This window comes from Actinomadura montaniterrae (assembly GCF_008923365.1).
GTDB lineage: Bacteria > Actinomycetota > Actinomycetes > Streptosporangiales > Streptosporangiaceae > Spirillospora > Spirillospora montaniterrae.
In genome coordinates, this window is record NZ_WBMR01000131.1 from 1 (window position 1) to 26,891 (window position 26,891).

Below are 26,891 nucleotides of genomic sequence, written 5' to 3' on the forward strand. Positions count from 1 at the left end.
CTTCAGTTCTTCCGAGCCCGACAGCAGGACGGGTACCGTGCCGAGCTTGTTCACCGCCGGGATCAGCGAGGACGACGCGCACGCCCGCGCGACCTCCTCGATCACGATCACCGTCGCCAAAGCGTCCGCACCCGCACCCCCGTACACCTCGGGGACGTGCACCGCGTGCAGGTCGTTGGCGACCAGCGCCTCCAGGGCCTCCTGCGGGAACCGGGCGTCCTCGTCCACCTCCGCCGCGAACGGAGCGATCTTGGCATCCGCCAGCTCACGCACCGTCGCCCGCAGCAGCTCCTGCTCCTCCGACGGCGCGTACGCGGGAAAGTCGCTCATCGTTCCTCCGGGTGGCCGGCGCGGACGGCCGTTACTTTGACGACCAATATTTGGACGCCAAAGTAAGCGAGCCGGGCGCGACCGGTCAAGGCGGCGGCGCGGCCCGCGAGGGTGGCCATCGCCACAGTCCGCCTCAGAGGTGCTCCAGCAGCCTGGCCAGGGCCGGGTTGTCGTTCCCGCGCCGCCAGGCCAGGCTCAGCTCGACCGGTGCCGGATCGGGCAGCTCCAGCGGACGGAACGTCAGGCCCGCGTACCGCAGCCGCGCCGCCGCCTCGGGGACGAGCGCGAGCCCCCACCCGCCGTCCACCAGCGCGAGGATGCTGTGCACCTGGCTGAGGTACTGCACGTACACCGGGACGGCGCCCGCCCGGCGGAACAGGCCGACCAGCAGCTCGTGGAAGTACCGCGCCTCGACCGGCGAGTACATGATGAGCGGCAGCCCGTCGAAGGCGTCCAGCGGCACGGGCCCGCTCCCGGCGGCGAGCGGATGCCCGTTGGGCACGGCGGCGAGCAGCGCCTCGCGGTCGGCGGCCCGTTCCTCCAGCTCCGGCGCGGCGACGGGCGGGCGGACCAGGCCGAGATCGAGGCCGCCCTCGGTGAGCGCCCGCATCTGGTCGCGGGTCACCATCTCGCGCAGGACGATCTCGACGTCCGGCAGCGCGGACCGCGCGGTGTCCAGCAGCCGGCCGAGCGCGGCGTACGCGCTCGCGGCGGTGAACCCGACCGCGATCCGCCCCGCCTCCCCCGCCGACACGCGCCGCGCCGACAGCGCGGCGTGCTCGGCCTGGTGCAGCAGGCGCCGCGCCTCGTCCAGGAACGCGCGGCCGGCCGGGGTGAGCCGGACCGAGCGGTTCGTCCGGTCGAACAGCCGCACCTTCAGCTCGCCCTCCAGCAGCTGGATCTGCCGGCTCAACGGCGGCTGCGTCATCCGCAGCCGCTCGGCGGCCCGGCCGAAGTGCAGCTCCTCGGCGACGGCGACGAAGCTCGCGAGCTGAGTCAGGGTGAACAAACGATTCCCTACGGGTATCAGTGGATCCGAAATTCGTGTTGGACCTGGATCAATCGGCCATCCTAGCCTCGGGTCATGAGCCAGCACGCGCCCGACGAGACCGCCCGGCTGCTCGGCTCCGGGCTGCTGTCGTTCCCCGTCACCCACTTCCGCGACGACCTGTCCTTCGACGAGGACGCCTACCGCGCCAACGTCGCGCGCCTCGGCCATGAGGGCGTCGCGGGCCTGTTCGCGGCGGGCGGCACCGGCGAGTTCTTCTCCCTCACCCCCGCCGAGGTCGGACGGGTCGTCCGCGCCGCCGCGGCCGAGGTCCCGGACGGCGTCCCGCTGATCGCGCCCGCCGGATACGGCACCGCCACCGCCGTCGAGATGGCCCGGGACGCCGAGCGGGCGGGCGCCGACGGGATCCTGCTGTTCCCGCCGTACCTCACGGAGGCGCCGCAGGAAGGGCTCATCGCGCACGTCCGCGCGGTGTGCGAGGCCACCGGGCTCGGCGTGACGGTCTACAGCCGGTCCAACGCCGTCTACCAGGACGGGACCGTCGCGCGGCTGGCCGAGGCGTGCCCCACCCTCGTCGGGTTCAAGGACGGCGTCGGCGACCTGGAGCTGATGACGCGGATCCGGTCGCGGCTGGGCGACCGGCTCGTCTACATCGGCGGGCTGCCGACCGCGGAGACGTTCGCGCTCCCCTACCTGGAGATGGGCGTCACGACCTACTCGTCGGCCATCTTCAACTTCGCGCCGGAGTTCGCGCTCGGCTTCTACAAGGCCGTCCGCGCCCGCGACCGGGACGAGGTGCGGCGCCGCCTCGACGGCTTCGTGCTGCCGTACTGCGAGATCCGCAACCGCGGCAAGGGGTACGCGGTCAGCATCGTCAAGGCCGGGATGCGCGCGGCCGGACGTCCCGCCGGGCCCGTCCGCCCGCCGCTGACCGACCTGACCGGCGCCGAGTTCGCCGAGCTGGCGGCGCTCGTGGAGAAGGTGCTCTGACGTGCGGGGCGGCGGGGCTGCCACGCTGGACCGGATCGCCTGGGTCGAGCTGTCGTCGGTCACGCTGCCACTCGCCGTCCCGGTCAGCGACGCGAAGGTGCTGACCGGGCGGCAGCGCCCGATGACCGAGGTCGCGTTCCTGTTCGCCGAGATCGGCACCGAGGACGGCCACGAGGGCATCGGGTTCGGCTACTCCAAGCGGGCCGGCGGTCCGGGCCAGTTCGCGCACGCCGCCGAGATCGCGCCCGCGCTGATCGGCGAGGACCCCAGCGACATCGGCCGGATCTGGACGAAGCTGGCCTGGGCGGGCGCCTCCGTGGGACGCGGCGGGCTCGCCGTCCAGGCGATCGCCGCGATCGACATCGCGCTCTGGGACCTCAAGGCCAGGCGGGCGGGGCTGCCGCTGGCCAAGCTGCTCGGCGCGCACCGCGACTCCGTCCGCTGCTACGACACCTCCGGCGGGTTCCTGCACGCGCCGCTGGAAGAGGTCGTCGACAACGCGGAGGCGGCGCTGGCGTCCGGGATCGGCGGCGTCAAGATCAAGGTCGGGCATCCCGACCACGCCGAGGACCTGCGCCGCGTCACCGCCGTCCGCGAGCGCCTCGGCGACGCCGTCCCGCTGATGGTGGACGCGAACCAGCAGTGGGACCGGCCCGCGGCGCTGCGGATGGGCCGCGCGCTGGAGGAGTTCGGCCTCACCTGGATCGAGGAGCCGCTGGACGCCCACGACGCCGAGGGCCACGCGGACCTCGCCCGCGCGCTCGACACCCCGATCGCGACCGGCGAGATGCTGACCAGCGTCGCCGAGCACTGCGCGCTGATCGACGCGCGCGCCGCCGACGTCCTCCAGCCGGACGCGCCGCGCATCGGCGGCATCACCGAGTTCCTGAGGCTCGCCGTGCTCGCCGACCACCACCGGCTGCGGCTCGCGCCGCACTTCGCGATGGAGATCCACCTCCATCTCGCCGCCGCGTACCCGTCCGAGCCGTGGGTCGAGCACTTCGACTGGCTGGACCCGCTGTTCGACCAGCGGCTCGAGATCAGCGGCGGGCGGATGCACGTCCCGGCGCGTCCCGGGCTCGGCATCACGCTCAGCGAGCAGGCCCGCGCCTGGACGACGCGGCGGACCCGCGCCGGCGCCCGGCCCTGACGGGCGCCTCGCGTTGACCGGACAGGATTCGAACCTGCGACCCGCTGTTTGTAAGACAGCCGCTCTGCCGACTGAGCTACCGGTCATCGCCGCCGGAAACGCCCCCGCGCCGTTTCCGGACGTCCCCCGGGCTGGATTCGAACCAGCGATCGCCCGCTTATCATACGGGTGCCCTCACCAGGCTGGGCCACCGGGGATCGGCCTTTTCGCGTCGTCGAAAAGGCCCGGCTGCTGGAGCAGGATTCGAACCTGCACCTTCGTGGTTCAGAGCCACGCGTCCTTCCGTTAGACCATCCAGCATCGCGGGAACATGTCCCGCGCCGTGCCGCCCGGAGGAGTCGAACCTCCATATCCGGGGTAAGAGCCCGGAGTCCTCCCATTGAACGAGAGCGGCGTGTCCCGCCTTGCGAGCCGCACCCGGGAATCGAACCCGGTACTCCTGGGTGGAAGCCAGGTGCCTCACCATTTCGGCTTGTGCGACGGAGCGGAGCCGGCGGGCTCCGCGGTACCCCTGCCAGGACTCGAACCTGGGCTCCCGCGTTCGTAGCGCGGTGCTCTGTTCCACTGAGCTACAGAGGCCTGCGTGGCCATCCGAGGAGTCGAACCTCGTCCTCCCGGTTTTCAACCAGGCGCTCATCCCCATGAGCTTGAAGGCCGTCGGGAAGCACGGACTCGAACCGCGTCTCTCCCGCTCCCAAGGCGGGCGGGGCACCGCATCCCCTTCTTCCCGTGGTCCGCGCGGGCGGGACGCCCGGCGCGGCCGTGGATCGGACCGGACTCGAACCGGCAACCTCCCGCTTGCGGGGCGGACGCTCTCCCAATTGAGCTACTGACCCATGGATCGTGCGATTCAGTTGTCAATGGTCGCGAATGCGCGCAGCACGAAAAGAACGATCGGCGAATGGAGTCGATGAGCATGAAAAAGGCCGCCGGGTCGTCACCCTGGCGGCCTCCGGCGGAACCTTGCGGCCCTATCCGGTGGCGCCTCGGGGAACGGCGATACCTCGCTGCGGTCGAGCGGCGAAGGGGATGCCCCGCGGCTGCAGCACCTGCTTGACGATGGTCGTCCCGATCATCTCCGCGGCTCCCTTCCGGCTTGTCCGTGCGGTTCGTTACTCATATGGTGCGGGACACCGAATGAATGCGCAACACCTTTTTCCCATGAATCACCCCGGACCCCCGAAAGGGGGCCCGGGGCGGTCCGGGAATGGACGTCAGGCGGCCCGGCCGCGGCGGGTGCGGGCCGGACGGCCCCCGCGCGAGGGGGTCAGCAGCCGGGCCAGCACCCGGAACGGCAGGGTCACGATGTCCACGATCGTGCCGATGATGGCGCTGAGCGCTGCAGTGATGCGGCGCATGGGGATCCACTCCTTCAGGTCGTCCTGGTGGAACCCATACCCTCACGTGGCGTTCTACACGGGACGCGCGCCGATGACCACCGTGGCGGCGTGCTCGTCCGACCGCGCGACGGACGCGGTGAGGCCGCTGCGCGCGACGGCGTCCAGGGCGTCCGGGACCTGCCGCTCGACGGTCTCGAACAGCAGGTGCCCGCCCGGCGCGAGCCATCGCGGCGCATCGGCGGTCACGCGCCGCAGCACGTCGAGGCCGTCGGCGCCGCCGTCCAGCGCGACGAGCGGCTCGTGCGCGCGGGCCTCGGCGGGCAGCAGGCCGACCTCGCCCGTCGGCACGTAGGGGACGTTGGCCAGCAGCACGTCGACCCGTCCTCGCAGGCCGGCGGGCAGGGCGTCGAACAGGTCCCCCTCGTGGACGCTCCCGCCCGCGGGGACGACGTTGCGGCGGGCGCACCGCACCGCGGCCGGCTCGATGTCGGCGGCGTGCAGTTCGAACGCGTCCAGGCCCGCGACGAGCGCGACGCCCAGCGCACCGGACCCGCAGCACAGGTCGACGACGACGGGACGGGGCGGCAGGAGCCCGGCCGCGCGCTCGACGAGGAACTCGGTGCGGCGGCGCGGGACGAAGACGCCGGGACCGACCGCGATCCGCAGCCCGCGGAAGGCGGCCCAGCCGAGGACGTGTTCGAGCGGGAGCCCGGCGGCCCGCCGCTCGACCATCGCGGCCGCCTCCCCGGGCGTGCGGGCCGTGGAGAGGATCAGTTCCGCCTCGTCCTCGGCGAAGACGCAGCCCGCGGCGCGGAGCGCGGAGACGACGGAGCCGGGGGGAAGGGAGGGTGAAGCGTGAGCGGACATGGCGCCTTTCGGGGAGACCTGCGGGCGCTCCTCGGTCGGTCCGTCGCGGACTCCGGAAACACTACCGCAGGCGGTGCAACCTCCCCGGCCGCACCGGTGTTGACCGGGAAAGGCACGCAACGGACGAGAGGGGGCCCGCACCATGGGCGGCAACGCCGGCGGCTACGCGGAGAGGGTCGCGGAGGGCGACTGGGCGGCGATCGGCGCGGAGGTGGACGCCTACGGCTGCGCGATCACCCCGCCGCTGCTGACCGGGGAGGAGTGTGCCGAGATCGCCGATCTGTACGACGACGCGGGACGGTTCCGCTCGACGGTCGACATGGAGCGGTACCGCTTCGGCGCGGGCCAGTACCGGTACTTCGCCGAGCCGTTCCCCGAACCCGTCGCCGCGCTGCGGGAGGCGCTGTATCCGCGGCTGCTGCCGATCGCCCGCGGCTGGGCCGCCCGGCTGGGCCGTCCCGCGCCGTGGCCGGACACGCTGCCCGAATGGCTCGGCATGTGCCATCACGCGGGCCAGCGGAAGCCGACGCCGATCCTGCTGCGGTACGGCAAGGACGACTGGAACGCGCTGCACCGCGACCTGTACGGCGACCTGGTGTTCCCGTTGCAGGTCGTGATCGGCCTCGACGAGCCGGGCGCCGACTACACCGGCGGCGAGTTCCTGATGGTCGAGCAGCGGGCCCGCGCCCAGTCGCGGGGCACCGCGATGCTCCTCCCCCGGGGCCGCGGGCTGGTGTTCACGACGCGGGACCGGCCGGTGCGGACGCAGCGCGGCTGGTCGGCGTCGCCCGTCCGGCACGGCGTCAGCGTCGTCCGGTCGGGGCGCCGGCGGACGCTCGGCCTGGTCTTCCACGACGCCGCCTGACCCGCCATGTAAGAGGCCTGCGACCGGTCATGGCACCGTCCCGGGGGCGCGACAATGGAGCGTTGACCGGGACGGGGGGTTCGGGCGTGGCGGAGAAGAGCGCTCTGAAGGCCGACTGCGCGGCCTGCTTCGGGCTGTGCTGCGTCGCGCTGCCGTTCGCGAAGTCGGCCGATTTCGCGGTGGACAAGGAGGCGGGGCGGCCGTGCCGCAACCTGCTCGCCGACTTCCGCTGCGGCATCCACACCGAGCTGCGGGAACGCGGGTTCCAGGGCTGCACGGTCTTCGACTGCTTCGGCGCCGGCCAGAAGGTGTCGCAGGAGACCTTCGCCGGCCGGGACTGGCGGCAGGGCCCCGAGGTGTCGGGTCCGATGTTCCGGGTGTTCCCCGTGATGCGGCAGCTGCACGAACTCCTCTGGTACCTGGCGGAGGCGCTGGAGATGCCCGCCGCCGCGCCCGTCCACCCGGAGATCCGCGAGGCGCTGGACGAGACGGACGCGCTGACCCGCGGCGGCCCGGACGAGGTCGCCGCCGTGGACGTGGCGGCGGTGCGGGAGAAGGTGAACGTCCTGCTGCTGCGCGCCAGCGAGGAGGTGCGGGGGAAGGTCCCGGGCCGCAAGCGGAACCACCGGGGCGCCGACCTCATCGGGGCGCGGCTGCGCGGCGCGGACCTGCGGGGGGCGAACCTGCGCGGGGCCTACCTGATCGCGGCGGACCTGCGGAAGGCGGACCTGCGGGCGGCCGACCTGATCGGCGCGGACCTGCGGGACGCGGACCTGTCCGGCGCCGACCTGACCGGCGCGCTGTTCCTCACCCAGGCGCAGGCCGACTCGGCGCGGGGCGACGCCGCGACCCGGCTGCCGGGGGCGATCGCCACGCCCGCCCGCTGGACGTCCGCCCCGTCCTGACCCGGACTGCCCCGCCCCGACTGCCCGCCTGATCTTGTTTAGTCCCTGTTCGAGGGGGCATTTCCGCAGCGCACGGCGTCAGGGGGGCCACGTGGCACGGGTGAGATGGTGGGGCACGGGGCTCGTCGTCCTGGTGCTGCTGATCCTCGGCCTCCTGCTGCCGCTGGTCGACAAGGCGCTCGGCAGCGGCGAGACGGCGCTCGCGGCGGGCACGGTCATCGCCGTCGGCACGGAGCGCGCGGGGGGCGTCCGCCCGGTGACGTTCACGGTCCCGGCCGCCGGATGGGTGCTGAACGAGGCGCGGTCCTCGCTGACCAACAACGCCGAGGTGTCCCGCGACGAGGTCATGGTCAACCTGAACGTCGTCATCCCGCTGGGCTCGCTCGACAACCGGAAGCTGTGGGACGGCTTCGGCCGGATCGTGTCGATGGGCGGCGCGCGGCTGCTCGGCGGCCCGTCGGCCGTCACGACCCGGCACGGGACGGCCGGGCTGACCGGCGGGCTCGCCGGGCACGGCAAGGTCGGCTCGGCGACCGTGTTCACCAGGGACGACCTCGGTGCGACGATCACCGCGTCCGGCCCGCCGGACGCCTACCGGACCCTCGCGGACCAGGTGCGGGCGATGGTCCTCAGCGTCGAGATCGCGCCATGACGCGCCGTCCCGCGTTCTGGCTGTGGGCCGTGATGTGCCTGCTCGGCCTCTGGATCGCGTTGGGCGCCATGGAGGCGCAGATCGGCGAGTTCCCGGCGGGCGCGCTGACCGGGCTCGTCCTGCTCACGCCCGTGCTCGCGGCGGGGGTGTGGGCGCTGCGGCGGCTGCATCCGGTGCGCCCGAGGCCGCTCGGGTACGCGCTGATCGCGGTGGCGTGGGGCGGGCTGGCCGCGTTCGGCACCGCGCTGCCCGCGAACGCCGCGTTCCAGGCGATCATCGCCAAGACCGCCGGACCGGAGTTCAACGCCGACTGGGGCGCGTCGATCGCCGCGCCCGTCGACGAGGAGCTGCTGAAGCTCGCGGGGGTGGCGGTGCTGGCGCTGATGGCGCCGCGCGCGGTGCGCGGGCCGCTGGACGGCTGGGGCTACGGCGCGCTCGCCGGCTTCGGGTTCCAGATCGCCGAGAACTTCCTGTACGTGCTGAACACGATCGTGCTGACCGGCGGGACGCAGGACGCGAACGCGGCGTTCTTCACCTTCGGCGGCCGGGTGATCGGCGGTGCCTGGTGGAGCCACTGGGCGATGACCGCGGTCGGCGGCGCCGGTCTCGGCTGCCTGCTCGGGCGGGCGTCCCGGGGCACCGCCGCGCTCGCCTGCGCCTCGGTCGTGCTCGCGATGGCGCTGCACGCGTGGTGGGACTCCCCGCTGCTGCCGGGCGCGGCGCTGCTGCCGGTGAAGGGGCTGCCGATCCTGCTGGCGGCGGTCGTGGCGTACCGGCTGGCGCGGCGGCACTACCTGGCCCGGTTCCGGAGGGCGGCGCGCGAGGAGACCGCGCGGGGCGTGCTCGTCCCGGGCGAGGACCGGGTGCTGGCGTTCCGCAAGTGGCGGCGCAAGGAGCGGTGGGACGTGCCGGGCGGGGAGCCGCGGCGCCTGCTGTCCCGCCTGCGGACCGCCGAGCTGGACCTGCTGGAGGACGGGTTCGGCGGCCTCGAACCGGATCCGCGGGCGGCGGACCGGCTCCGCGCGGAGATCGCCGTCCTGCGGCGCCGGCTCGAGGCGGCCCGCGCGGGCCCGGTCCCGCCGGGCACCGGCACCGCCCCTCCCGGCACCGCCCCTCCCGGCACCGCCCCGCCCCGCGCCGTCTCGCCCGATGCCGCCCCTCCCGGCAGCGCGCGTCCGGATGCCGCGCGTCCGGACGCGGCCCGTCCTGACAGCGCCTGACCGTCAGCTCGCGCGGCGCCGGACGGAGGCCGCCGCGAGCGCCGCCGCGCAGACGGCGGCGGCGACGAACAGGGCCCCGGCCGCCTGGCCGCTCTGGTCCCCGACCGCCGCGAACGCGCCCATGATCGCGACGCCGAGGGTCGCGCCGAGCTGGCGGACCGCGTTGAGCAGTCCACCTGCGGCGCCGGCGGTGCCCTCGGGCGCCGCCGTGACGACGAGGGTCGCGAGCGCCGGGAGCGCGAACGAGACGCCGAACCCCGTGCACAGCAGGCCCGCGAGCAGCGCCGGGTAGGACGCGCCCGCCGCGATGACGGCGCCGAGCAGCACGCCGCCCGCGGTGAGCAGGCCGAGACCGGCGAGGACGGGCGGGCGCGGCCCGGTCCTCGCCACGATCCGGCCGGTGAGCAGCGGGTTGAACGCGAACGGCAGCGTCATCGGCAGGAACGCGAGGCCGGTCCGCAGCGCCGACATCCCGAGCGCCTCCTGGAAGACCAGCGGGAGCACGAACAGCACGCCCGTCATCGCGAAGTTGACCGCCGCGCCCGCGACCAGCGACCCCGGCATTCCGGGCGCGCGCAGGACCGCCGGGACCAGCACGGGCGCCGTGCTCCGCCGCTCCAGCACGGCGAAGGCGATGGCGGCGGCGAGCGTCCCGGCCGCCGAGCAGGCCGCGTGGACGGCGGAGCCGGAGCCGAGCGCGATGAGCGCGTCGGTGAACAGCCCAACCGTGACGCACGCGACGAGCTGCGCGGGCCAGTCGATGGTGCGGTCGCCGCGCGGGCAGTGCACGCGGGGCCCGGCGACCAGGGCGAGGACGACGACGGCGAGCGGCACGTTGATCAGGAAGATCGCCCGCCAGCCGGCCAGCCCGACCAGGGCGCCGCCCGCGATCGGCCCGGCGGCGAGCGCCGCGCCGCTGGTGGCCGCCCACGCCGCCACGGCCTTCGCGCGCTCGGCGGGGACCGGGTAGAGCCGGCTGATCATCGCCATGGAGGCGGGCACGCACGCCGCGGCGGCGACGCCGAGCACCGCGCGCAGCGCGACGAGCGTCCACAGGTCGGGCGCCAGCGAGCTGAGCAGCGACGCGACGCCGAACACGGCGATGCCGGCGCGGAACGCGCGGTGCGCGCCGTAGCGGTCGGCGACCGCGCCGGCCGACAGCAGCAGCGCGCCGAACACGACGGTGTAGCCGGTGACGGCCCATTGCAGGCCCGCGACCGTGCCGTGCAGGGAGCGGGCGAGGTCGGGCTCGGCCACCGACAGGACGGTGGTGTCGAGCAGCACCATGAAGTAGCCGAGGGATATGCCGAACAGGGCGGGGCGGCGCCGCGCGCCGGCGGCCGCCGCCGCGTCCGGGGAGAGGACCGTACTCATGGCGCCCAGTCTCGGAACCGCGGGCCCGGGGCTCCACCGGCCCGCCCGCACGCCGCGTTCGGAATATCCGAACGCTCCGCCGGGGTTGCCGTGGGCATGGAACTGCGCCAGCTGCGGACCTTCGAGGCCGTCATCGAGCACGGCACCGTCACCGACGCCGCGAACGCGCTCGGCCTCGCGCCGTCGTCGGTGTCGGAGCAGATCCGGACGCTGGAGCGGTCCCTCGGCGTCGACCTGTTCGACCGCGGGCCGAAGGGGATGCGGCTGACCGGGGCGGGCGAGCGGATGCGCGGCTGGGCCGGACGGCTGCTGACGCAGGCCGAGCAGGCCCGCCGCGAGGTCGCCGGCGGGCCGCCGGTGGTGCGGCTCGGCGCGCTGGAGACGATCGCGGCGACGCACGTGCCCGCGGTGCTGGCGCGGGTCGCCGAGCGGCGGCCCGGCCTTCGCGTGGAGGTCCGCTCGGACGCGGCCCGCGACCAGCTGCTCGCCGCGGTCGCCGCCGGCGACCTGGAGGCCGCGCTGCTGCTGGACGCCGGCACCGGCCTCGGCGACCTCGGCTTCGCCCCGCCGCCCGCGCCGCTCGGCTTCGTCGACGTGGAGCCGGTCCCGCTCGCGCTGGTCGCCGCGCCCGGCCACCCGCTCGCCGCCGCGCCGCGGGTCGCCGCCGCCGACCTCGCGGGCGAGCGGCTGCTGGTGAACGTGCCGGCCTGCTCGTTCTGGCTGGCCGGAGAGCGGATCATCGGGTCCGGCGTGGAGCGGGTGCGGGCGGGCAGCGTGACGGTCATGGCGTCGTGGGCGGAACGGGGGCTCGGCATCGCGCTGGTCCCGGAGTTCGCCGTCCGGGACCGGCTGGAGTCCGGCGCCCTCGCCCGCCTCGCGCTCGACGCGCCGGACCTCAGCCTCCGCCTCGTCTGGCGCACCGACCGGGAGACGATGCCCGGCCTGCGCGAGGTGCTGTACGCGGCGAGCGCCTGACCGCCGTCACGGGGTCCGCGCGGTCACCACGCTGACGCAGTTCGCGGTGACGATGACCAGGATCGCGAGCCACTGCGTCCAGTGCAGTGCCTGTCCGAGGACGACCAGCCCGGCCACCGCCGCCAGCACCGGGTTCACGCTCATGAACACGCCGAAGAACCGCGCCGGGACGCGGCGCAGCGCCAGCAGGTCGGCGAGGAACGGGACGGCCGACGACAGCACGCCCGCCGCGCCCGCGCAGGCCAGCGCCCGCACCGTCGGCGGATGGTGGACGAGGACGAACGCCCCGATCGGCACGAACGCCAGCCCGGACAGCGCCGCCGCGGCGGCCGACCCCTCGGCGCCCGGCAGCGTCCGGCCGATGGACCGGTTGAGCAGGATGTATCCGGCCCAGCAGCAGGCGGCGAGCAGCCCGAGGCCGATGCCGGGGAAGTCGGAGGTGGGGCGCGGCCGGATCAGCGCCACGACCGCGGCGGCCACGGCGGCGGCGCACGCCAGGTCGGTGCGGCGGCGCGAGCTCGCCAGCGCGACGGCGAGCGGCCCGAGGAACTCCAGGGTGACGGCCAGGCCGAGGCCCACGCGCCCGACCGCGGTGTAGAGCGCGAGGTTCATCGTGGCGAAGACCGCCGCGAGCGCCAGCACCGGCCGCCACTGCGCGGCCGTGAAGGAGCGGAGCCGGGGCCGCCCGACCGCGAGCAGGACGGCCGCCGCGACCCACTGGCGCACCGCCACCACCCCGGCGGGCCCGATGACCGGGAACGCCAGCGCGCCGACGGCGGCGCCGGTCTGGTTGGACGCGGCGCTGGCGAGCATCATCGCCACCCCCGCGACGCGGCCGCGCCCGCCCTGGGCCCGGACGTCCCGCCGCGGTTCCGCCCTCGTCCCCACAGAGCTGCCGGTCTTCATGCCCCGAGCATGCGGCGGGCCATCGGTTGCGCAAAATGCATGGAGGACGCCATCTATACGCTGGAGTCATGGATGTGGAGCTCCGGCAGCTGCGAGTCCTCGTCGCCATCGCCGACGCGGGCACGTTCACCGACGCCGCGATCGACCTCGGCGTCTCGCAGGCGGCCGTGTCGCGGACCCTCGCCTCCCTCGAACGGGCCCTCGACGTCCGGCTGCTGCGCCGCACCAGCCGCAGCGTCACCCCGACCGCCACCGGTGTCCGCGTCCTCGCGCGGGCGCGGCGGCTGCTGGCCGAGGCCGACGAGCTGGTGGCGGAGGCGACGAGCGGGCACGCCCGGCTGCGGATCGGGTACGCGTGGTCCGCGATGGGCCGGCACACCGTCGCGTTCCAGCGGCGCTGGCCCCGCCGCTGGCCCCACATCGACCTGCGCCTCGTCCGCACCAACACCGCGACCGGCGGCCTCGCCGAAGGCGCCTGCGACATCGCCGTGGTGCGCGTCGCGCCCGACCCGCGCCGCTTCGACTCCGTGGTCGTCGGCCTCGAACCCCGCTACTGCGCGATGGCGGCGGACGACCCGTGGGCGCGGCGACGCTCCGTCCGGCTGGCCGACATCGCCGGCCGCACCCTGCTCGTCGACCGCCGCACCGGCACCACCACCGTGGACCTGTGGCCGCCCGGCGTGCGGCCCGCCACCCGCGAGACCGCCGACATCGACGACTGGCTCGCCGCCGTCGCCGCCGGCGGCTGCGTCGGCGTCACCGCCCGCAGCACCGTCGACCAGTACCGGCGGCCCGGCGTCGTCTACCGGCCGCTGCGCGACGCCGCGCCCATCGCCGTCCGGCTCGCGTGGTGGCACGACGACCCGCACCCCGCCGCCCGGCACGCCGTCGAACTGCTCACCGAGCTGTACCGGGACGGCTGACCGCCTGGCCCGTCGTTTGTGTACCGCCCCCTCGGGTACCCGCCCAGCGGAAAGACCGCATGATCAGGAGGAACGCGATGGCGGGACGGGGTCGGGGCGGCGGGCGGGGCGGCGGGCAGCAGCAGCGGATGCCGGCGGGCTGGAAGCTGGTCTACGGCGTGAACGACCGGCTCGGCTCGACCACCTTCCTGCGCACCAACCTGGGCAAGGCGTTCCCGAAGCACTGGTCGTTCCTGCTCGGCGAGATCGCGCTCTACTCCTTCATCATCCTCATCCTCACCGGCGTCTACCTCACCCTGTTCTTCCGGCCGAGCGGCGCGGAGGTCGTCTACGACGGCTCCTACGCCCAGCTGCGCGGCATGAGGATGAGCGACGCGTACGCGTCCACGCTGGACCTGTCGTTCGACGTGCGCGGCGGGCTGCTGATGCGGCAGATCCACCACTGGGCCGCGAACCTGTTCCTCGCGGCGATCTGCGTCCACCTGCTGCGGATCTTCTTCACCGGCGCGTTCCGCAAGCCGCGCGAGATCAACTGGCTGATCGGCGTCACCCTGTTCGCGCTGTCGGTACTGGAGGGGTTCGCCGGCTACTCGCTCCCCGACGACCTGCTGTCGGGCACCGGGCTGCGGATCGCCGAGGGCATCGTGCTCTCCATCCCCGTCGTCGGCACCTACCTCATGTTCTGGATGTTCGGCGGGCAGTTCCCCGCGAGCGAGACCTTCATCCCGCGGCTGTTCACCGTGCACATCCTGCTGATCCCCGGGATCCTGCTCGCGCTCGTCACCGCGCACCTGATGATCCTCTGGCACCAGACGCACACCCAGTGGCCCGGCAAGGGACGGCGCGAGCAGGCGGTGCAGGGCGAGCCGACGTTCCCGAGCTTCATGGCGCAGAGCGGCGCCTTCTTCCTCTACACCTTCGGGTTCCTGGCCGGGCTGGCCGCGTTCGTGCAGATCAACCCCGTCTGGCTGTACGGGCCCTACGACCCGGACGAGGTGTCGTTCGGGTCGCAGCCCGACTGGTACATCGCGTTCCTCGAAGGCTCGCTGCGCATCATGGGGCGGCTCTCCACGACCGTCGCCGGGCACACCATCAGCTGGAACGTGCTGCTGCCCGCCGTCGTCCTGCCGATGGTGTTCTTCACCCTCATCGGCCTCTACCCGTTCTTCGAACGATGGGCGACCGGGGACGAACGCATCCACCACCTGCTCGACCGGCCGCGGAACGCCGCGACCCGGACGGCGATCGGCGCCGCCGTCATCGCCTGGTACGGCAACCTGTGGGCGGCGGGCGGCAACGACGTCCTGTCCAACACCTTCAAGATCCCGCTGTTCTGGACGACCTGGTTCTTCCGCGTCGGGTTCTTCGTCCTCCCGGTGCTCGCGTTCATCGTCGCGCGCCGCGTCTGCCTCAGCCTGCAACGCCGCGACCTGCAGAAACGCGAGGAGGGCGTGGAGAGCGGGCTGATCTCGCTGACCCCGGAGGGCGGGTACACCGAGCGGCACGAGCAGTCGGCGCCCGAGGAGGCGGCGATCCTGCGGACCCGGCAGCCCCGCGAGCTGGTCGCGGCCTACCCGCACCACATCATCCCGCTGCCGACGCCCGGCCGCGTCCGCACGCAGGTCCGGACCCGCACCAACCGGTTCTACCTGAACTACCAGACCGAGTCGCACGGCGGCGGGCAGGGTGACCTCAAGCGCGACGGCGCCGTGGAGAAGGAGAAGAAGGAAGGCTCATAGCCCCGGAGGATCCAACGCCGGAAAGGTCGGCTGCTCAGGCGCCGGCGGGAGGCTGCGGGAGCGCGGGCTCGGACTCCTGCGGCGGCTCCTTCGGTGGGAAGTGCAGGTCGAACGCCGGACGGAAGGAACGGATCCGCGGCATCGTCGCGAAGTTGTGCCGGGGCGGCGGGCACGAGGTCGCCCACTCCAGGGAGGCGCCGTGGCCCCACGGGTCGTCGGTCTCGACGGGCCGGGCGCGGCGGTGCGTCCGGTAGATGTTCCACAGGAACGCGAACGTGGACGCGCCGAGGATGAACGCGCCGATCGACGAGACGAAGTTCAAGGGCGCGAACTGCTTCGGATAGTCGGCGATGCGGCGCGGCATGCCCTCGGCGCCGAGCCAGTGCTGGACGAGGAACGTCGTGTGGAAGCCCACGAACAGCGACCAGAAATGGATCTTCCCCCAGGTCTCGTCCAGCTTCTTGCCGGTCATCTTCGGCCACCAGAAGTAGAACCCGCCGAACATCGCGAACACCACCGTGCCGAACAGCACGTAATGGAAATGGGCGACGACGAAATAGGAGTCGGTGAGGTGGAAGTCCATCGGCGGTGACGCGAGGATCACCCCGGTGAGGCCGCCGAACAGGAACGTCACGAGGAAACCGATCGCCCACAGCATCGGCGTCTCGAATGTGAGCTGCCCCTTCCACAGGGTGCCGACCCAGTTGAAGAACTTGATGCCGGTCGGCACCGCGATCATGAAGGACGTCATCGAGAAGAACGGCAGCAGGACCTGGCCGGTCGCGAACATGTGATGGGCCCAGACGGTCATCGACAGCCCGGTGATCGCGATGGTCGCGCAGACCATGCCGAGATAACCGAAGATCGGTTTCCGCGAGAACACCGGGATGATCTCGGTGACGATGCCGAAGAACGGCAGCGCCACGATGTACACCTCCGGATGGCCGAAGAACCAGAACAGGTGCTGCCACAGCAGCGCCCCGCCGTTCGCGCCGTCGTAGATGTGCGCGCCGAGCTTGCGGTCCGCCTCCAGCGCGAACAGCGCCGCCGCCAGCACCGGGAACGCGATCAGCACCATCACGCTGGTCAGCAGCGTGTTCCAGGTGAAGATCGGCATCCGGAACATCACCATCCCGGGCGCCCGCATCGCGATGATCGTCGTCATGAGGTTCACCGACGTGAAGATCGTCCCGAACCCGGACACGATCAGCCCCATCACCCACATGTCGGCGCCCAGCCCCGGCGAGTACGTGGACGACGACAGCGGCGAATACGAGAACCAGCCGAACGCCGCCGCGCCGCCCGGCATCAGGAACCCCGCCAGCACCATGAGCGCGCCGAACAGGAACAGGTAGTAGCTGAGCGTGTTCAGCCGCGGGAACGCCACGTCCGGCGCGCCGATCTGCAGCGGCACGATCACGTTCGCGAACCCCGCGAACAGCGGCGTCGCGAACAGCAGCAGCATGATCGTGCCGTGGATGGTGAACAGCTGGTTGTACTGCAGGTTATTCATCACCTGCATGCCGGGCTCCATCAGCTCGGCCCGCATGAACATCGCCATCAGCCCGGCGATCAGGAACATCGCGAACGACGTCCCGAGGTACAGGTAGCCGACCATCTTGTGGTCGGTGGTGGCGAGAACATCGCCGATCCTGGTCCCCTTGCGGTGGCGCGCCAGCGCGTCCGCGGCACTGGTGTCCGGCGTGCCCTGCACAGCCGTCATCCGGGCTCCCCTCCTCGTCCACTACCAACGGCTGGTAATGACCGGAGAAAAACCCTTCAAACGCGCGCCCGCGCCAGGTGGTCAGCGCGGGCGCGCGCGCCGACGCGCGGGGTGGTGGGGCGTTAGGGGTGCCAGTGGGGGCCTTCGTCGCCGAGCTCGTCCTGGACGGGCGGGCGCTCGGTGTCGCGCATGTGCTCGGCGAGGCCCGGCTTGTTGTGGTGCCGCCGCTGGTAGGCCTGCTCCGCCGGGGTGCGGCCCGGGTCGGGGTCGACCGGCAGCGAGCGCAGCACCTCCGCCGCGCTGCCGTAGGTGCCGAGCGGCAGCGACGACAGCGCCCGCTCCTCCTCGCTCAGCGGGCGCTCGGCGTGCGCGTGCTCGACGATCCGCTCCTTGCTGGCGGGGAACGCCAGGTCCCCCAGCAGCTGCTCGACCCGTCTCGTGTCGGCGATCCTCATGGTGTGCTCCCCCCTGTCGCGGCCGGCCGTCATCCGGCGACCTCCAGCGCCACCTTCGTCCAGCCGGGCTCGCGCCGGTCGAACGCCTCGTAGGCCTCGATGACCCCGGGCAGGCGCGCCTGCTGGGTGAGGATGGTGGTCGGGTCGGCGCCGCCCTTGGCGATGCGGCTGAGCAGCCCCGGCACGTACCGGCGGTGGTTGCAGTTGCCCGCCTTGACGGTCAGGTTCCGGTTCATCGCCAGGCCCAGCGGGAAGCTGGTGAAGTGCGGCGGGTAGACCCCGACGATCCCGATGGTGCCGGCCTTGGCGACCATGTCCACCGCCCAGCGCAGCGCCTCGCCGGGCGCGTCGCCGGGGCGCCACTGCGCGCCGACCTGGCCGGTGCGCGGCGCGGCCTGCGCCTGCTCGCGCTCGAACTCGGCCCGGTCCTCCTTGGTGATCGCGTCGGCGGCGGGACCGCTCGCCGGGCTCTCGGCGTCCACGCCGACCGCGTCGATCACGCGGTCCGCGCCGATGCCGCCGGTCATGTCGGTGACGGCCGCGACCGGGTCCTCGGCGTTGAAGTCGATCGTCTCGGCGTTCTGCAGCCGGGCCGTCTCCAGCCGGTCGGCGTGCCCGTCGACGACGAACACCCGGCCGGCGCCCTGGATGCGCGCCGACAGCACGGCGAGCTGCCCGACCGGGCCCGCGCCGAGCACCGCGACGGTGTCGCCGGGCCCGACCTCGGCGAGCCGCGCGCCGAACCAGCCGGTCGGCAGAATGTCGCTGACCATCAGCGCCTGCTCGTCGGTGACGCCGGGCGGGATGGCGACGAGGTTGGTGTGCGCGTACGGGACGCGCGCGTACTCGGCCTGCAGGCCGTCGAACGGGCCCGTCGACCGCGGTCCGCCGTAGAACGACGAGCCGGCGGACGGTCCGTTCGGGTTGGCGACGTCGCACTGGGCGTAGTAGCCGGCGCGGCAGTACGAGCACCGGCCGCAGCCGATCGTGGACGGGATGACGACGCGGTCGCCGGGCACGAAGTTGCGGACGTCCCGGCCGACCTCCTCGACGACGCCGACGGCCTCGTGGCCGAGGACCGTGCCCGGTTCCATATCGGGCATCGTGCCCCTGACGAAGTGCAGGTCCGTCCCGCAGATCGCGCTGGCGGTGATCCGGACGACCGCGTCCTCGGGGTCGCGGACGGCCGGGTCGGGCACCTCGTCCAGGCTGATCTCGCCGACGTCGTGCCAGACCACTGCCCTCATGGCTCTGCTCCTCCCTCGCGGGACCTGTTCCCGTCCGCCCTTCCCCCAGGTCACAGGACAAACATGGACAATGCAGACACCTGCCGTACGACCCGCCCGGCACGCCCCGGATAATGGGGACCCGCAGACCGCGATCACGTCAGGAGTCGGCCATGACACGCCCGTTCCGGCCCGCGCCGGCCCGCCGGTGAGCGCCCCGCGCGCCGGCGCGTCCCAGGAGGTGCTCGGGCCGCTGACCGGCTCGGCGATCTTCCTGGTGGTGACCGTCGACCCGGGCGGCGAGCCCGTGGTCGCCGAGCTGCTGCCCGACCTGGCCGGGCTCGTCCGCGCGGTCGGCTTCCGCGTCCCGGGCGGCGGGCTGACCTGCGTCACCGGCATCGGCTCGGACGCCTGGGGCCGGCTGTTCTCCGGCCCCCGCCCCGCCGAGCTGCACCCGTTCGCCGAGCTGGCCGGCCCCGTGCACACCGCCCCCGCGACGCCCGGCGACCTGCTGTTCCACATCCGCGCGCACCAGATGGACCTGTGCTTCGAGCTCGCCGCGCAGATCATGGAGCGGCTGGCGGGCGCCGTCACCGTCGTGGACGAGGTGCACGGCTTCCGCTACTTCGAGCAGCGCGACCTGCTCGGCTTCGTCGACGGCACCGAGAACCCCACCGGCGAGGACGCCCGCGCCGCCGTCGTCATCGGCGACGAGGACCCGGGGTTCGCCGGCGGCAGCTACGTGATCGTCCAGAAGTACCTGCACGACATGCGGGCGTGGAACGCGCTCACGGTCGAGCAGCAGGAGGACGCGGTCGGCCGCCGCAAGCTGTCCGACATCGAGATCCCCGACGGCATGAAGGCGCCCGGCGCGCACGTCGCGCTCACCTCGATCACCGGGCCGGACGGCGAGGAGCGCGAGATCCTGCGCGACAACATGCCGTTCGGGAACCTGCGCGACGGCGAGTTCGGCACCTACTTCATCGGCTACTCCGCCACCCCGGACGTCACCGAGGAAATGCTGCGGAACATGTTCCTCGGCGACCCGCCCGGCGTCCACGACCGGCTGCTCGACTTCTCGACCGCCGTGACCGGGACCCTGTTCCACGTCCCCACGGCCGACTTTCTCGACGACCCGCCCCCGCTTCCCAGCGACGACGGATCCCTGGGCATCGGCGACCTGAAGAGGAGCGCACCTTGAACAACCTGCACCGCGAACTGGCACCGATCTCCGCCGCCGCATGGGACGACCTGGAGGCGGAGATCCGCCGCACCGTCACCCGCAACCTCGCCGGCCGGCGGCTGGTGGACGTGCCGGAGGCGGGCGGCGTCGCGCTCGCGGCCGTCACCACCGGGCACCTCGACCCGGTCGAGGCGCCCGCCGACGGCGTCGAGGCGCACGTGCGGCGGGCCCGTCCGCTGGTGGAGCTGCGGGTGCCGTTCACCGTCGCCCGGCAGGACGTCGACGACGTGGAGCGCGGCGCGAAGGACCCGGACTGGCAGCCCGCCAAGGACGCGGCGCGGCTGATCGCCCGCGCCGAGGACCGCGCGATCTTCGAGGGCTACGCCGCGGCGGGCATCGAGGGGCTGCGCGCCGCGTCCGCGAACCCGGCGATCGCGCTGCCGGACGAGCCGCGCGACTACCCGAACGCGGTCGCGCAGGCCGTCACGGCGCTGCGGCTGGCCGGGGTGGACGGCCCGTACTCGCTGGCGCTCAGCGCGGACGCCTACACGGCGGTGAACGAGACGTCCGACCACGGCTACCCGATCCACGAGCACCTGGCCCGGCTGGTCAGCGGCGACATCGTCTGGGCGCCCGCGATCTCCGGCGCGTTCCTGCTGTCGACCCGGGGCGGCGACTTCGAGCTGCGCGTCGGCCAGGACCTGTCGGTCGGCTACGAGTCGCACGACGCGACGAGCGTCCGGCTGTACCTGCAGGAGACGTTCACGTTCCTGACGTACACCGCCGAGGCCGTGGTCGCGCTCGCCTGACGCCCCCGGGCCGCCCCGCGGCCGCGCCTGGACCCGCCTCGACCACACGCTATGTGCCGTGAATCCGCGGTCCATGACTCAATGGACCGCGGATAACCGCGCCAGCGTTTGTGAGTACGATGAGGACACCGACCGCCGAGGCGAAGAGACGGGCATGGCTGACTTCCGAATCGACGACCTGGCGCGCGCGGCCGGGACCACGGTCCGGCACGTGCGCGGCTTCCAGGAGCGCGGCCTGCTCCCGCCGCCCCGCATGAAGGGCAGGGTCGGCTTCTACGACGACGCCCACCTGGCGCGCATCCACCTCATCGCCCGGCTCAAGGACCGCGGCTACACGCTGGCGAGCATCGGCGAGATGCTGTCGGCGTGGGAGCGCGGCCACAACCTGGCCGACCTGCTCGGCCTGGAGCGGGTCATCCACGACCCGTGGTCGGACGAGGAGCCCGCCCGGATGACGCTCGCGCAGGTCGTGCGGCGGTTCTACCCGGACATCCCGGAGGACGTGCTCGAGGGCCGGACGCCCGCCGACTACCCGAAGCTCCAGCGGGCCGAGGAGCTGGAGTTCATCCGGTGGACGGGCGAGGAGTACGAGGTGCCGAGCCCGCGGCTGCTGGAGGTCGGCGCGGGCCTCGTCGAGGCCGGCATCGCGCTGGACGCGGTCTTCGAGATCGCGGGCCGGCTGCGCGGCGACGTGGACGCGATCGCCCGCCAGTTCGTCCGGCTGACGGTGGAGCACGCCGGGCTGGACGCGCGGGCCGGCGACCGGGACGTCCGCGAGGTCGGCGAGGTGATCCGGCGGCTGCGGCCGATCGGCATGCAGGCGGTGCAGGGCCTCCTGGCGCGCTCGCTGCACGCCGAGATCCAGGCCGAGTTCGCCCGCCAGATCGAGAGCCTGGGCCTCACTCCCCCGCCGCTGGACGGCCGGGAGCTGGACGGCCGGGAGCGCGACGCGGACCCCGCCCCCGACCTGCCCGTCTGACCGGCGGATCCGATCGGCCCCGCGGACGCGCGCGGCCCCGCGCCCGGGAACCGGGCGGGGGCCGGGCCCGCGGCCGGTCAGTAGTCGAACCAGCCGGGGAGCTTCGCGCCGAACATCATGTCCCCGGCCAGCTTGATCTTGCCGGTCATGAAGCCCTCCACGCCGTTCAGCCGGCCCGCGCACAGCCGCAGCAGCGTCGGCGCCGACAGCGTGAGCGTCACCTTCGGGCCGGCGGGCGCGCCGCGCTCGCCGATGGCGGCGCCGTCGCGGATCGACAGGCCGTAGGACAGCGTCCCGCCCGGCGCGGTCACGTCCCAGCGGACCACGCCGCCGTCGTTGCCGGCGCGCTCGGCGACGAAGTGCTCGCCCATCAGGCCGAACACCTTGTCCAGGACGCCCTCCGCGCCGACGGCGGCGACGAACCCGTCGATCATCTCGTCGTCGACGCCGGGCGCGTCCAGCAGCGCGCGGAGTTGCTCGGGCGAGGCGACGTCCTCCAGCATCGCCTTCAGCTGGTCGGTGTCCCCGAGGTCGGGCACGGTACTGCTCATGGCGTTTCCCTCCGGTTGAGCGGCGCGTTCACCGGTCCGACGATTCCAGGGCCGCGGCCACCGGATAACTGCGCCGGCGACGAAATCGCGAGGGGCGGCGCTCACCCATTCGAAGGTTTATGCGTGGGTGCTCGCCACGCCGTTCTCGAACCAGTCGGGCTGGCCGTCGGGAGGGGCCGTGGCGAGCCAAAGGCGCAGCGCCATCAGCAGTTCGACGTGCAGGGACGGGTCGTGGATCTCGGCGCCGAACAATTCGTCGAGTTTGCGCAGCCGGAGCCGGACGGTCTGCGGGTGGACGTGCAGCCGGGCCGCCGCGGCGGAGGCGTTGAATCCGCATTCCAGCATCGCCTCGAGGGTCCGCGCATACTGCGTTCGGCGATTCGGCCGGAGCCGCAGCAGCGGATTCAGCCGGCGCCGCGCGGAATGCTCGACGAGGTCGCGGTGGCGCAGCACCGCGAGGGTGGGCGCGTGGTCGGCGGCGATGATCGGGCCCTCTCGGGGCGGCGCGCCGCCGGGCCCGCCGAGCGTCCCGTCCGCGGCGAGGGCGAGCGCCTGCCGCGCCCAGGCCAGCGACTTGCCGAGCGCGGCGGGTTCGACGGCGGGGCCGACGGCCGCCGTGAGCCCAGCCAGGAGGGGGGCCAGCGTCCGGCGGTGTGCCGGGTCCCGGGGGTCGGGGACGATCAGGCACGGTTCGGGGAGGTGCCGGCCGTCCAGCACCTGCGGCGGGAAGGCGCGGAGCCGGGCCGGTCCCGTTCCCGGGGCGAGCGCGACGGCGGCGGCGCGGGCCGGCAGCGGCCATCGCGCCTCCTGCGCGAGGCCGGCGATCCGCCGCGGCTCGGTCTCCGGGCGGGCGAGCAGTACGTCGAGCAGAGCGCGGCGGCGGCGCAGCAGCAGCGCGGCGGGGTCGCGGGACGCCTCGGCGCGGCCCTGCGCGACGGCGGCCATCAGCCGGTTCAGGAACGGGAACAGCGCGGAGACGACCTGCCCGTACAGGCCGGGCGGCACCTCGGCGTCGAGTGCGTCGGCGACCCGGGACAGGTGCCGGACGGCGACGCGGGTGGCGACGTTCGCCGCGTTCTGGAGGGCGCTCGCGGGGCGGCCCTCCTGCACTTCGGCGGCGCCGGCCCGGCGGAAGAAGGCGAGGAGGTCCGCCGGGGGCGGGCCGGGCCGCTCGACCAGGTCGGCGAAGGCGCCGAGCGCGCATCCTGCGGCGAGTTCGAGCGCGTCGCGGCAGTCGGGGGCGGCGTACGCGGGGATCTCGCGCCGCACCTCCTCGACGGTCTCCGCGACGATCGCGGGGACGGCGGCGCGCAGCGCGCCGGCGAGGACGCCCCGCACTCCGGCGTCGCGGTCGAGGTCCGGTCCGACGGCGTTGCCGGGAGCCCTCATCGCTCACGTCCCTCCCGACAGTGCCCTGCCGGGCACCGTATCGCGGATCTATGTACCGCAAATTAACGGAACAAGCGTGGACGGCCCGTTCGCGGGATGTCAAGACACATGGGCCACAGATGTATGTCCCGCAAGTTCACGGGACGATGATCCCGGCGGTCCCGAACGGCGGCGCCGCCGGGCGCCCGGCCGCCAGCGCGTCGAGCCGGTCCAGGAAGAGGCCCTCGCGCAGCGCCCACGGGCACACGTCGAGCCCGTCCAGACCGAGCACGTCCATGACCGCCTCGGCGACGATCGCGCCGGCCAGGATCTGGTGCGCCCGCGACGCCTTCACCCCGCGCAGCCGCGCGCGCTCCTCGTCGGGCAGCTTCGCCAGCGTCGGGATCCAGCCGTGCAGGTCCGCGCGGTCGAGGCGGCGCGGCGCGTACGGCCCGGCCTTGCGCTTCGGCGCGCCGCACAGGCGCGCCAGCTGGGTGAACGTCTTGGACGTCGCGACCGCCCGGACGGGCGCGGGCCGTTCGACGATCTCGCTCGTCGCCTCCTTCAGCACGGACCGGACGTGCGCGCGCAGCGCCTTGCGGGTCCGCTTGCGGACCGGCGGGCGGGCGGGCAGGTGGTGCCGGGTGAGCCGGCCCGCGCCGAGGGGCAGCGACAGCGCGATCTCGGGCTCGTCCCCGGCCCCGTAGGCCAGCTCCATGGACCCGCCGCCGATGTCGGCGAGCAGCAGCGGCCCCGCCGACCAGCCGTACCAGCGCCGCACCGCGAGGAACGTCAGCCGCGCCTCCTCCTCGCCGGACAGGAACCCGAGCGTCACGCCGGTCGCGGCGCGGACCTCGGCGGTGACGTCGTCGCGGTTCGCGGCGTCGCGCAATGCCGACGTGGCGAGCGGCAGCAGTTCCCCCACCCCGGCGGCGGACGCGGCGGCGGACGCCTCCCGTACCGCGCCGATCAGCCGCCCGACGGCGGGCCGGCCGATCACGCCGTGCCGGTCGGTCGACTCGGCCAGCCGCACGGCGCTCTTCACCGACCGCACGGGCGCGGGCGCCTCCCCGGGGCACAGGTCAGCGATGCGCAGGTGGGCCGAGTTGGAACCGATGTCGAGGACGCCCAGGCGTAGGCGGGCCGAGTCCGTGTCGCCGTCCGGGAGGGGGGTCATGGTCGTGGATTACCCGCGATCGCCCCGTCCAGTCCGGAGCGCGCGCCGCTCACGTTTCACCCCGGTGCGCCGGGTAGTCCGCCCTAGACCCGCTCTAGCGCCCTAGACCCGCTCTAGGAGGAACACGATGAAGGCGCTCACCTGGCACGGCAAGCGCGACGTCCGCGTCGAGAACGTCCCCGACCCGAAGATCAAGGAACCGGACGACGCGGTCATCCGGGTCACCTCGTCCGGGATCTGCGGCTCGGACCTGCACCTGTACGAGGTGCTGGGGCCGTTCATGAGCGAGGGGGACGTGCTGGGCCACGAGCCCATCGGGATCGTCGAGGAGACCGGCCCGGACGTGAAGCACGTCAAGCCGGGCGACCGCGTGGTCATCCCGTTCAACATCTCCTGCGGCCGCTGCCACATGTGCGAGAAGCAGCTGTACGCGCAGTGCGAGACGACGCAGGTCCGCGAGAGCGACATGGGCGCGGCGCTGTTCGGCTACACCCGGCTGTACGGGCAGGTGCCGGGCGGGCAGGCGGAGTACCTGCGGGTGCCGCAGGCGCACTTCGGCCCGATCAAGGTGCCGGAGGGGCCGCCGGACGAGCGGTTCGTCTACCTGTCCGACGTGCTGCCGACGGCGTGGCAGGCGGTGCAGTGGGCGGAGATCCCCGACGGCGGCTCGGTGACGGTGCTCGGGCTCGGCCCGATCGGCCAGATGTCCGCGCGGATCGCCCGCCACCTCGGCCACCGCGTCATCGGCGTCGACCTCGTCCCGGAGCGGCTGGAGATGGCCCGCCGGCACGGCATCGAGGTGATCGACGCCGACGAGGCCGACGACGTGCCGGACGCGGTCCGGCAGATCACCGGCGGGCGCGGCACCGACTCGGTGATCGACGCGGTCGGGATGGAGGCGCACGGCTCGCCGGGCGCGAAGCTCGCCCAGACGCTGACCGGGCTGATGCCCGGCAACAGCGCCGCGCCGCTCATGCAGCGGGTCGGCGTGGACCGGCTCTCGGCGTTCCTCACGGCGATCGAGGTCGTCCGCCGGGGCGGGACGATCTCGCTGAGCGGCGTGTACGGCGGCATGACCGACCCGCTGCCGATGCTGCGGATGTTCGACAAGGGCATCACGCTGCGGATGGGGCAGGCGCACGTGAAGCGCTGGATCGACGACATCATGCCGCTCGTCGCGGGCGACGACGACCCGCTCGGCGTCATGGACTTCACGACGCACCGCGTGCCGCTGGAGAAGGGGCCGGAGGCGTACGAGATGTTCCAGAAGAAGCAGGACGGCGCCATCAAGGTGCTGCTGCAGCCCGGCGCCTGACGCGCCGGGCCGCGGCGGCCCCCGGGACCGGCTACTCGCCCCGGCGGTGGGTCAGCGCGATGTCGAAGTCGTCGCGCCCGGCGCCGGACAGGTCGAGCGGCACCGCGACCGGCGGGTATCCGGACGCGATGACGGTGTAGTCCTCGGGGGCGAGGCCGTCGAACGCGTAGCCCCCGTCCGGGCCGGTGCGGGTGGTCGCGACGACGTTCCCGGCCTGGTCGACCAGCGACACGTGCGCGTCGCCGAGCGCCTCGCCGGCGCGGCCGCGGACGGTGCCGCGCAGCGCGGGCGCCGCGGGCAGGCCGATCTCCACCGGGGTCGGCTCGCCGCCCTCGACCCGCACGGGGCGCGCGGCGGGCCGGTGCCCGGCCGCGCTGACCGTGAGCGTGTAGCCGCCGGGCGCGAGGTCGGCCAGCGCGAACGCGCCGTCCGGGCCGGTGACGCCGGAGCCGACGACCTCACCGCGCTGGTCGGTGGCGACCGCGACGGCGCCGGCGACGGGCTCGCCCGCCTCGTCGCGGACCGTTCCGGCGAGCCCGCCGATGCCGCCGAGCACCAGGTCGGCGACGGCCGGGCCGTCGAGCACGGTGACCGTGGCGGCCTCCGGCTGGTGGCCGTGCGCGGACCCGACGAGCACGTAGCCGCCGGGCGCGGGCGCGGCGATCGCGTACCCGCCGTCCCCGCCGGTGGCGATCACGCCGAGCTGGCGGCCGGTCGCGTCGATCAGGGTGACGGTGGCGCCGGGGAGCGGCGTCCCGTCGGGGCGCAGCACCCGGCCGCGCACCGCCGGGCCGTCACCCGAGGCGGGCGGCGCGGCGACGGCCGGGCTCTCCGCCGGCGCCTCGACCAGGGCCGGAGCG

The 26,891-nt window shown here is 73.9% G+C and carries 26 protein-coding genes and 9 tRNA genes; 13 read left to right on the top strand and 22 right to left on the bottom strand.

Annotated elements, in window-relative coordinates:
- Positions 1 to 330: acyl-CoA dehydrogenase family protein (locus F9B16_RS33040; protein ID WP_192809109.1), on the bottom strand; the 330-nt coding region annotated here is incomplete at its 3' end.
- A 133-nt stretch (positions 331 to 463) separates the two neighbouring features.
- Positions 464 to 1,339 (bottom strand): LysR substrate-binding domain-containing protein, encoded by an 876-nt coding sequence (locus tag F9B16_RS33045; RefSeq protein WP_151544150.1) that lies wholly within the window; start codon positions 1,337 to 1,339, stop codon positions 464 to 466.
- Between the two features lie 75 nt (positions 1,340 to 1,414).
- Here F9B16_RS33045 and kdgD point away from each other — a divergent pair, with 75 nt between their 5' ends.
- Complete coding sequence (gene kdgD, locus F9B16_RS33050) at positions 1,415 to 2,329, top strand: 5-dehydro-4-deoxyglucarate dehydratase (protein WP_151544151.1); 915 nt, start codon at positions 1,415 to 1,417, stop codon at positions 2,327 to 2,329.
- A 1-nt stretch (position 2,330) separates the two neighbouring features.
- Entirely contained in the window at positions 2,331 to 3,479 is a 1,149-nt protein-coding gene (locus tag F9B16_RS33055; RefSeq protein ID WP_151544152.1) for an L-talarate/galactarate dehydratase, read from the top strand.
- Positions 3,480 to 3,492: 13 nt separating this feature from the next.
- Here F9B16_RS33055 and F9B16_RS33060 read toward each other — a convergent pair.
- The 11 genes from F9B16_RS33060 to F9B16_RS33105 form a co-directional block, all read right to left on the bottom strand.
- Positions 3,493 to 3,565 (bottom strand) — tRNA-Val (locus tag F9B16_RS33060).
- A gap of 36 nt (positions 3,566 to 3,601) precedes the next feature.
- Positions 3,602 to 3,676, bottom strand: a tRNA-Ile gene (locus tag F9B16_RS33065).
- Between the two features lie 31 nt (positions 3,677 to 3,707).
- Positions 3,708 to 3,779: transfer RNA gene (locus F9B16_RS33070), tRNA-Gln, on the bottom strand.
- Between the two features lie 23 nt (positions 3,780 to 3,802).
- Positions 3,803 to 3,873: transfer RNA gene (locus F9B16_RS33075), tRNA-Lys, on the bottom strand.
- Between the two features lie 15 nt (positions 3,874 to 3,888).
- A tRNA-Gly gene (locus tag F9B16_RS33080) sits at positions 3,889 to 3,960 on the bottom strand.
- Positions 3,961 to 3,985: 25 nt separating this feature from the next.
- Positions 3,986 to 4,058: transfer RNA gene (locus tag F9B16_RS33085), tRNA-Arg, on the bottom strand.
- A gap of 5 nt (positions 4,059 to 4,063) precedes the next feature.
- Positions 4,064 to 4,135: transfer RNA gene (locus F9B16_RS33090), tRNA-Phe, on the bottom strand.
- A gap of 1 nt (position 4,136) precedes the next feature.
- A tRNA-Pro gene (locus F9B16_RS33095) sits at positions 4,137 to 4,209 on the bottom strand.
- A gap of 33 nt (positions 4,210 to 4,242) precedes the next feature.
- Positions 4,243 to 4,315 (bottom strand) — tRNA-Ala (locus F9B16_RS33100).
- Between the two features lie 378 nt (positions 4,316 to 4,693).
- Complete coding sequence (locus tag F9B16_RS51400; protein WP_192809110.1) at positions 4,694 to 4,837, bottom strand: LPFR motif small protein; 144 nt, start codon at positions 4,835 to 4,837, stop codon at positions 4,694 to 4,696.
- 54 nt (positions 4,838 to 4,891) lie between these two features.
- Positions 4,892 to 5,686 (bottom strand): putative protein N(5)-glutamine methyltransferase, encoded by a 795-nt coding sequence (locus F9B16_RS33105; RefSeq protein WP_151544153.1) that lies wholly within the window; start codon positions 5,684 to 5,686, stop codon positions 4,892 to 4,894.
- Between the two features lie 142 nt (positions 5,687 to 5,828).
- On the opposite strand from F9B16_RS33105, the gene F9B16_RS33110 reads away from it, so the two are divergent.
- The 4 genes from F9B16_RS33110 (at position 5,829) to F9B16_RS53715 (ending at position 9,328) form a co-directional block, all read left to right on the top strand.
- Positions 5,829 to 6,551: a 2OG-Fe(II) oxygenase gene (locus F9B16_RS33110; RefSeq protein ID WP_151544154.1), complete on the top strand. Its 723-nt coding sequence runs from the start codon at positions 5,829 to 5,831 to the stop codon at positions 6,549 to 6,551.
- Between the two features lie 62 nt (positions 6,552 to 6,613).
- The gene (locus F9B16_RS33115; RefSeq protein ID WP_225992163.1) at positions 6,614 to 7,456 is read left to right on the top strand and encodes a pentapeptide repeat-containing protein; all 843 of its coding nucleotides are present in this window, start codon (positions 6,614 to 6,616) and stop codon (positions 7,454 to 7,456) included.
- 91 nt (positions 7,457 to 7,547) lie between these two features.
- Positions 7,548 to 8,108: a hypothetical protein gene (locus tag F9B16_RS51405; protein WP_192809111.1), complete on the top strand. Its 561-nt coding sequence runs from the start codon at positions 7,548 to 7,550 to the stop codon at positions 8,106 to 8,108.
- Positions 8,105 to 9,328, top strand: coding sequence for a PrsW family intramembrane metalloprotease (locus tag F9B16_RS53715; protein ID WP_192809112.1), 1,224 nt, complete (start codon positions 8,105 to 8,107; stop codon positions 9,326 to 9,328). Before F9B16_RS51405 ends, F9B16_RS53715 begins: the two co-directional genes overlap by 4 nt.
- A gap of 3 nt (positions 9,329 to 9,331) precedes the next feature.
- Here F9B16_RS53715 and F9B16_RS33125 read toward each other — a convergent pair whose 3' ends face one another.
- A complete protein-coding gene (locus F9B16_RS33125; RefSeq protein ID WP_225992164.1) occupies positions 9,332 to 10,702 on the bottom strand; it encodes an MFS transporter in 1,371 nt (456 codons plus the stop codon).
- Positions 10,703 to 10,798: 96 nt separating this feature from the next.
- On the opposite strand from F9B16_RS33125, the gene F9B16_RS33130 reads away from it, so the two are divergent.
- Complete coding sequence (locus tag F9B16_RS33130) at positions 10,799 to 11,677, top strand: LysR family transcriptional regulator (protein ID WP_151544157.1); 879 nt, start codon at positions 10,799 to 10,801, stop codon at positions 11,675 to 11,677.
- A gap of 6 nt (positions 11,678 to 11,683) precedes the next feature.
- Here the strand turns inward: F9B16_RS33130 and F9B16_RS33135 are convergent, their stop codons facing one another.
- Entirely contained in the window at positions 11,684 to 12,583 is a 900-nt protein-coding gene (locus tag F9B16_RS33135; RefSeq protein ID WP_151544158.1) for an EamA family transporter, read from the bottom strand.
- Positions 12,584 to 12,651: 68 nt separating this feature from the next.
- On the opposite strand from F9B16_RS33135, the gene F9B16_RS33140 reads away from it, so the two are divergent.
- Positions 12,652 to 13,506 carry a LysR family transcriptional regulator gene (locus tag F9B16_RS33140; RefSeq protein ID WP_151544159.1) on the top strand — a complete coding sequence of 285 codons (855 nt, stop codon included), beginning with the start codon at positions 12,652 to 12,654 and terminating at the stop codon, positions 13,504 to 13,506.
- Between the two features lie 77 nt (positions 13,507 to 13,583).
- Positions 13,584 to 15,245: a cytochrome bc1 complex cytochrome b subunit gene (gene qcrB / locus F9B16_RS33145; protein ID WP_225992165.1), complete on the top strand. Its 1,662-nt coding sequence runs from the start codon at positions 13,584 to 13,586 to the stop codon at positions 15,243 to 15,245.
- Between the two features lie 34 nt (positions 15,246 to 15,279).
- On the opposite strand, the gene ctaD is transcribed toward qcrB, so the two are convergent.
- The 3 genes from ctaD to F9B16_RS33160 form a co-directional block, all read right to left on the bottom strand.
- Positions 15,280 to 16,968, bottom strand: a complete 1,689-nt coding sequence (ctaD, locus tag F9B16_RS33150; protein WP_151544160.1) for an aa3-type cytochrome oxidase subunit I — start codon at positions 16,966 to 16,968, stop codon at positions 15,280 to 15,282.
- A gap of 122 nt (positions 16,969 to 17,090) precedes the next feature.
- Positions 17,091 to 17,423, bottom strand: coding sequence for a DUF2795 domain-containing protein (locus F9B16_RS33155; RefSeq protein WP_151544161.1), 333 nt, complete (start codon positions 17,421 to 17,423; stop codon positions 17,091 to 17,093).
- Positions 17,424 to 17,452: 29 nt separating this feature from the next.
- Positions 17,453 to 18,670 (bottom strand): zinc-dependent alcohol dehydrogenase, encoded by a 1,218-nt coding sequence (locus F9B16_RS33160; RefSeq protein WP_151544162.1) that lies wholly within the window; start codon positions 18,668 to 18,670, stop codon positions 17,453 to 17,455.
- A 187-nt stretch (positions 18,671 to 18,857) separates the two neighbouring features.
- On the opposite strand from F9B16_RS33160, the gene F9B16_RS33165 reads away from it, so the two are divergent.
- The 3 genes from F9B16_RS33165 (at position 18,858) to F9B16_RS33175 (ending at position 21,620) form a co-directional block, all read left to right on the top strand.
- A complete protein-coding gene (locus F9B16_RS33165) occupies positions 18,858 to 19,850 on the top strand; it encodes a Dyp-type peroxidase (protein ID WP_225992166.1) in 993 nt (330 codons plus the stop codon).
- Entirely contained in the window at positions 19,847 to 20,641 is a 795-nt protein-coding gene (locus tag F9B16_RS33170) for a family 1 encapsulin nanocompartment shell protein (protein WP_151544164.1), read from the top strand. Before F9B16_RS33165 ends, F9B16_RS33170 begins: the two co-directional genes overlap by 4 nt.
- A 154-nt stretch (positions 20,642 to 20,795) precedes the next feature.
- Positions 20,796 to 21,620 (top strand): MerR family transcriptional regulator, encoded by an 825-nt coding sequence (locus F9B16_RS33175; RefSeq protein ID WP_151544165.1) that lies wholly within the window; start codon positions 20,796 to 20,798, stop codon positions 21,618 to 21,620.
- 77 nt (positions 21,621 to 21,697) lie between these two features.
- Here the strand turns inward: F9B16_RS33175 and F9B16_RS33180 are convergent, their stop codons facing one another.
- The 3 genes from F9B16_RS33180 to F9B16_RS33190 all read right to left on the bottom strand — a co-directional run bounded on the left by F9B16_RS33180 (position 21,698) and on the right by F9B16_RS33190 (position 24,716).
- Positions 21,698 to 22,171, bottom strand: a complete 474-nt coding sequence (locus F9B16_RS33180) for an SCP2 sterol-binding domain-containing protein (protein ID WP_151544166.1) — start codon at positions 22,169 to 22,171, stop codon at positions 21,698 to 21,700.
- A gap of 117 nt (positions 22,172 to 22,288) precedes the next feature.
- Positions 22,289 to 23,560 carry a helix-turn-helix domain-containing protein gene (locus F9B16_RS33185; protein WP_151544167.1) on the bottom strand — a complete coding sequence of 424 codons (1,272 nt, stop codon included), beginning with the start codon at positions 23,558 to 23,560 and terminating at the stop codon, positions 22,289 to 22,291.
- 136 nt (positions 23,561 to 23,696) lie between these two features.
- Complete coding sequence (locus tag F9B16_RS33190) at positions 23,697 to 24,716, bottom strand: Ppx/GppA phosphatase family protein (protein ID WP_151544168.1); 1,020 nt, start codon at positions 24,714 to 24,716, stop codon at positions 23,697 to 23,699.
- Between the two features lie 127 nt (positions 24,717 to 24,843).
- Between F9B16_RS33190 and F9B16_RS33195 the strand changes: the two genes are divergently transcribed.
- The gene (locus F9B16_RS33195; protein ID WP_151544169.1) at positions 24,844 to 26,031 is read left to right on the top strand and encodes a zinc-dependent alcohol dehydrogenase; all 1,188 of its coding nucleotides are present in this window, start codon (positions 24,844 to 24,846) and stop codon (positions 26,029 to 26,031) included.
- Positions 26,032 to 26,062: 31 nt separating this feature from the next.
- On the opposite strand, the gene F9B16_RS33200 is transcribed toward F9B16_RS33195, so the two are convergent.
- Positions 26,063 to 26,891, bottom strand: an 829-nt coding sequence (locus tag F9B16_RS33200; RefSeq protein ID WP_192809113.1) for an MSCRAMM family protein, incomplete at its 5' end; no start/stop codon positions are given.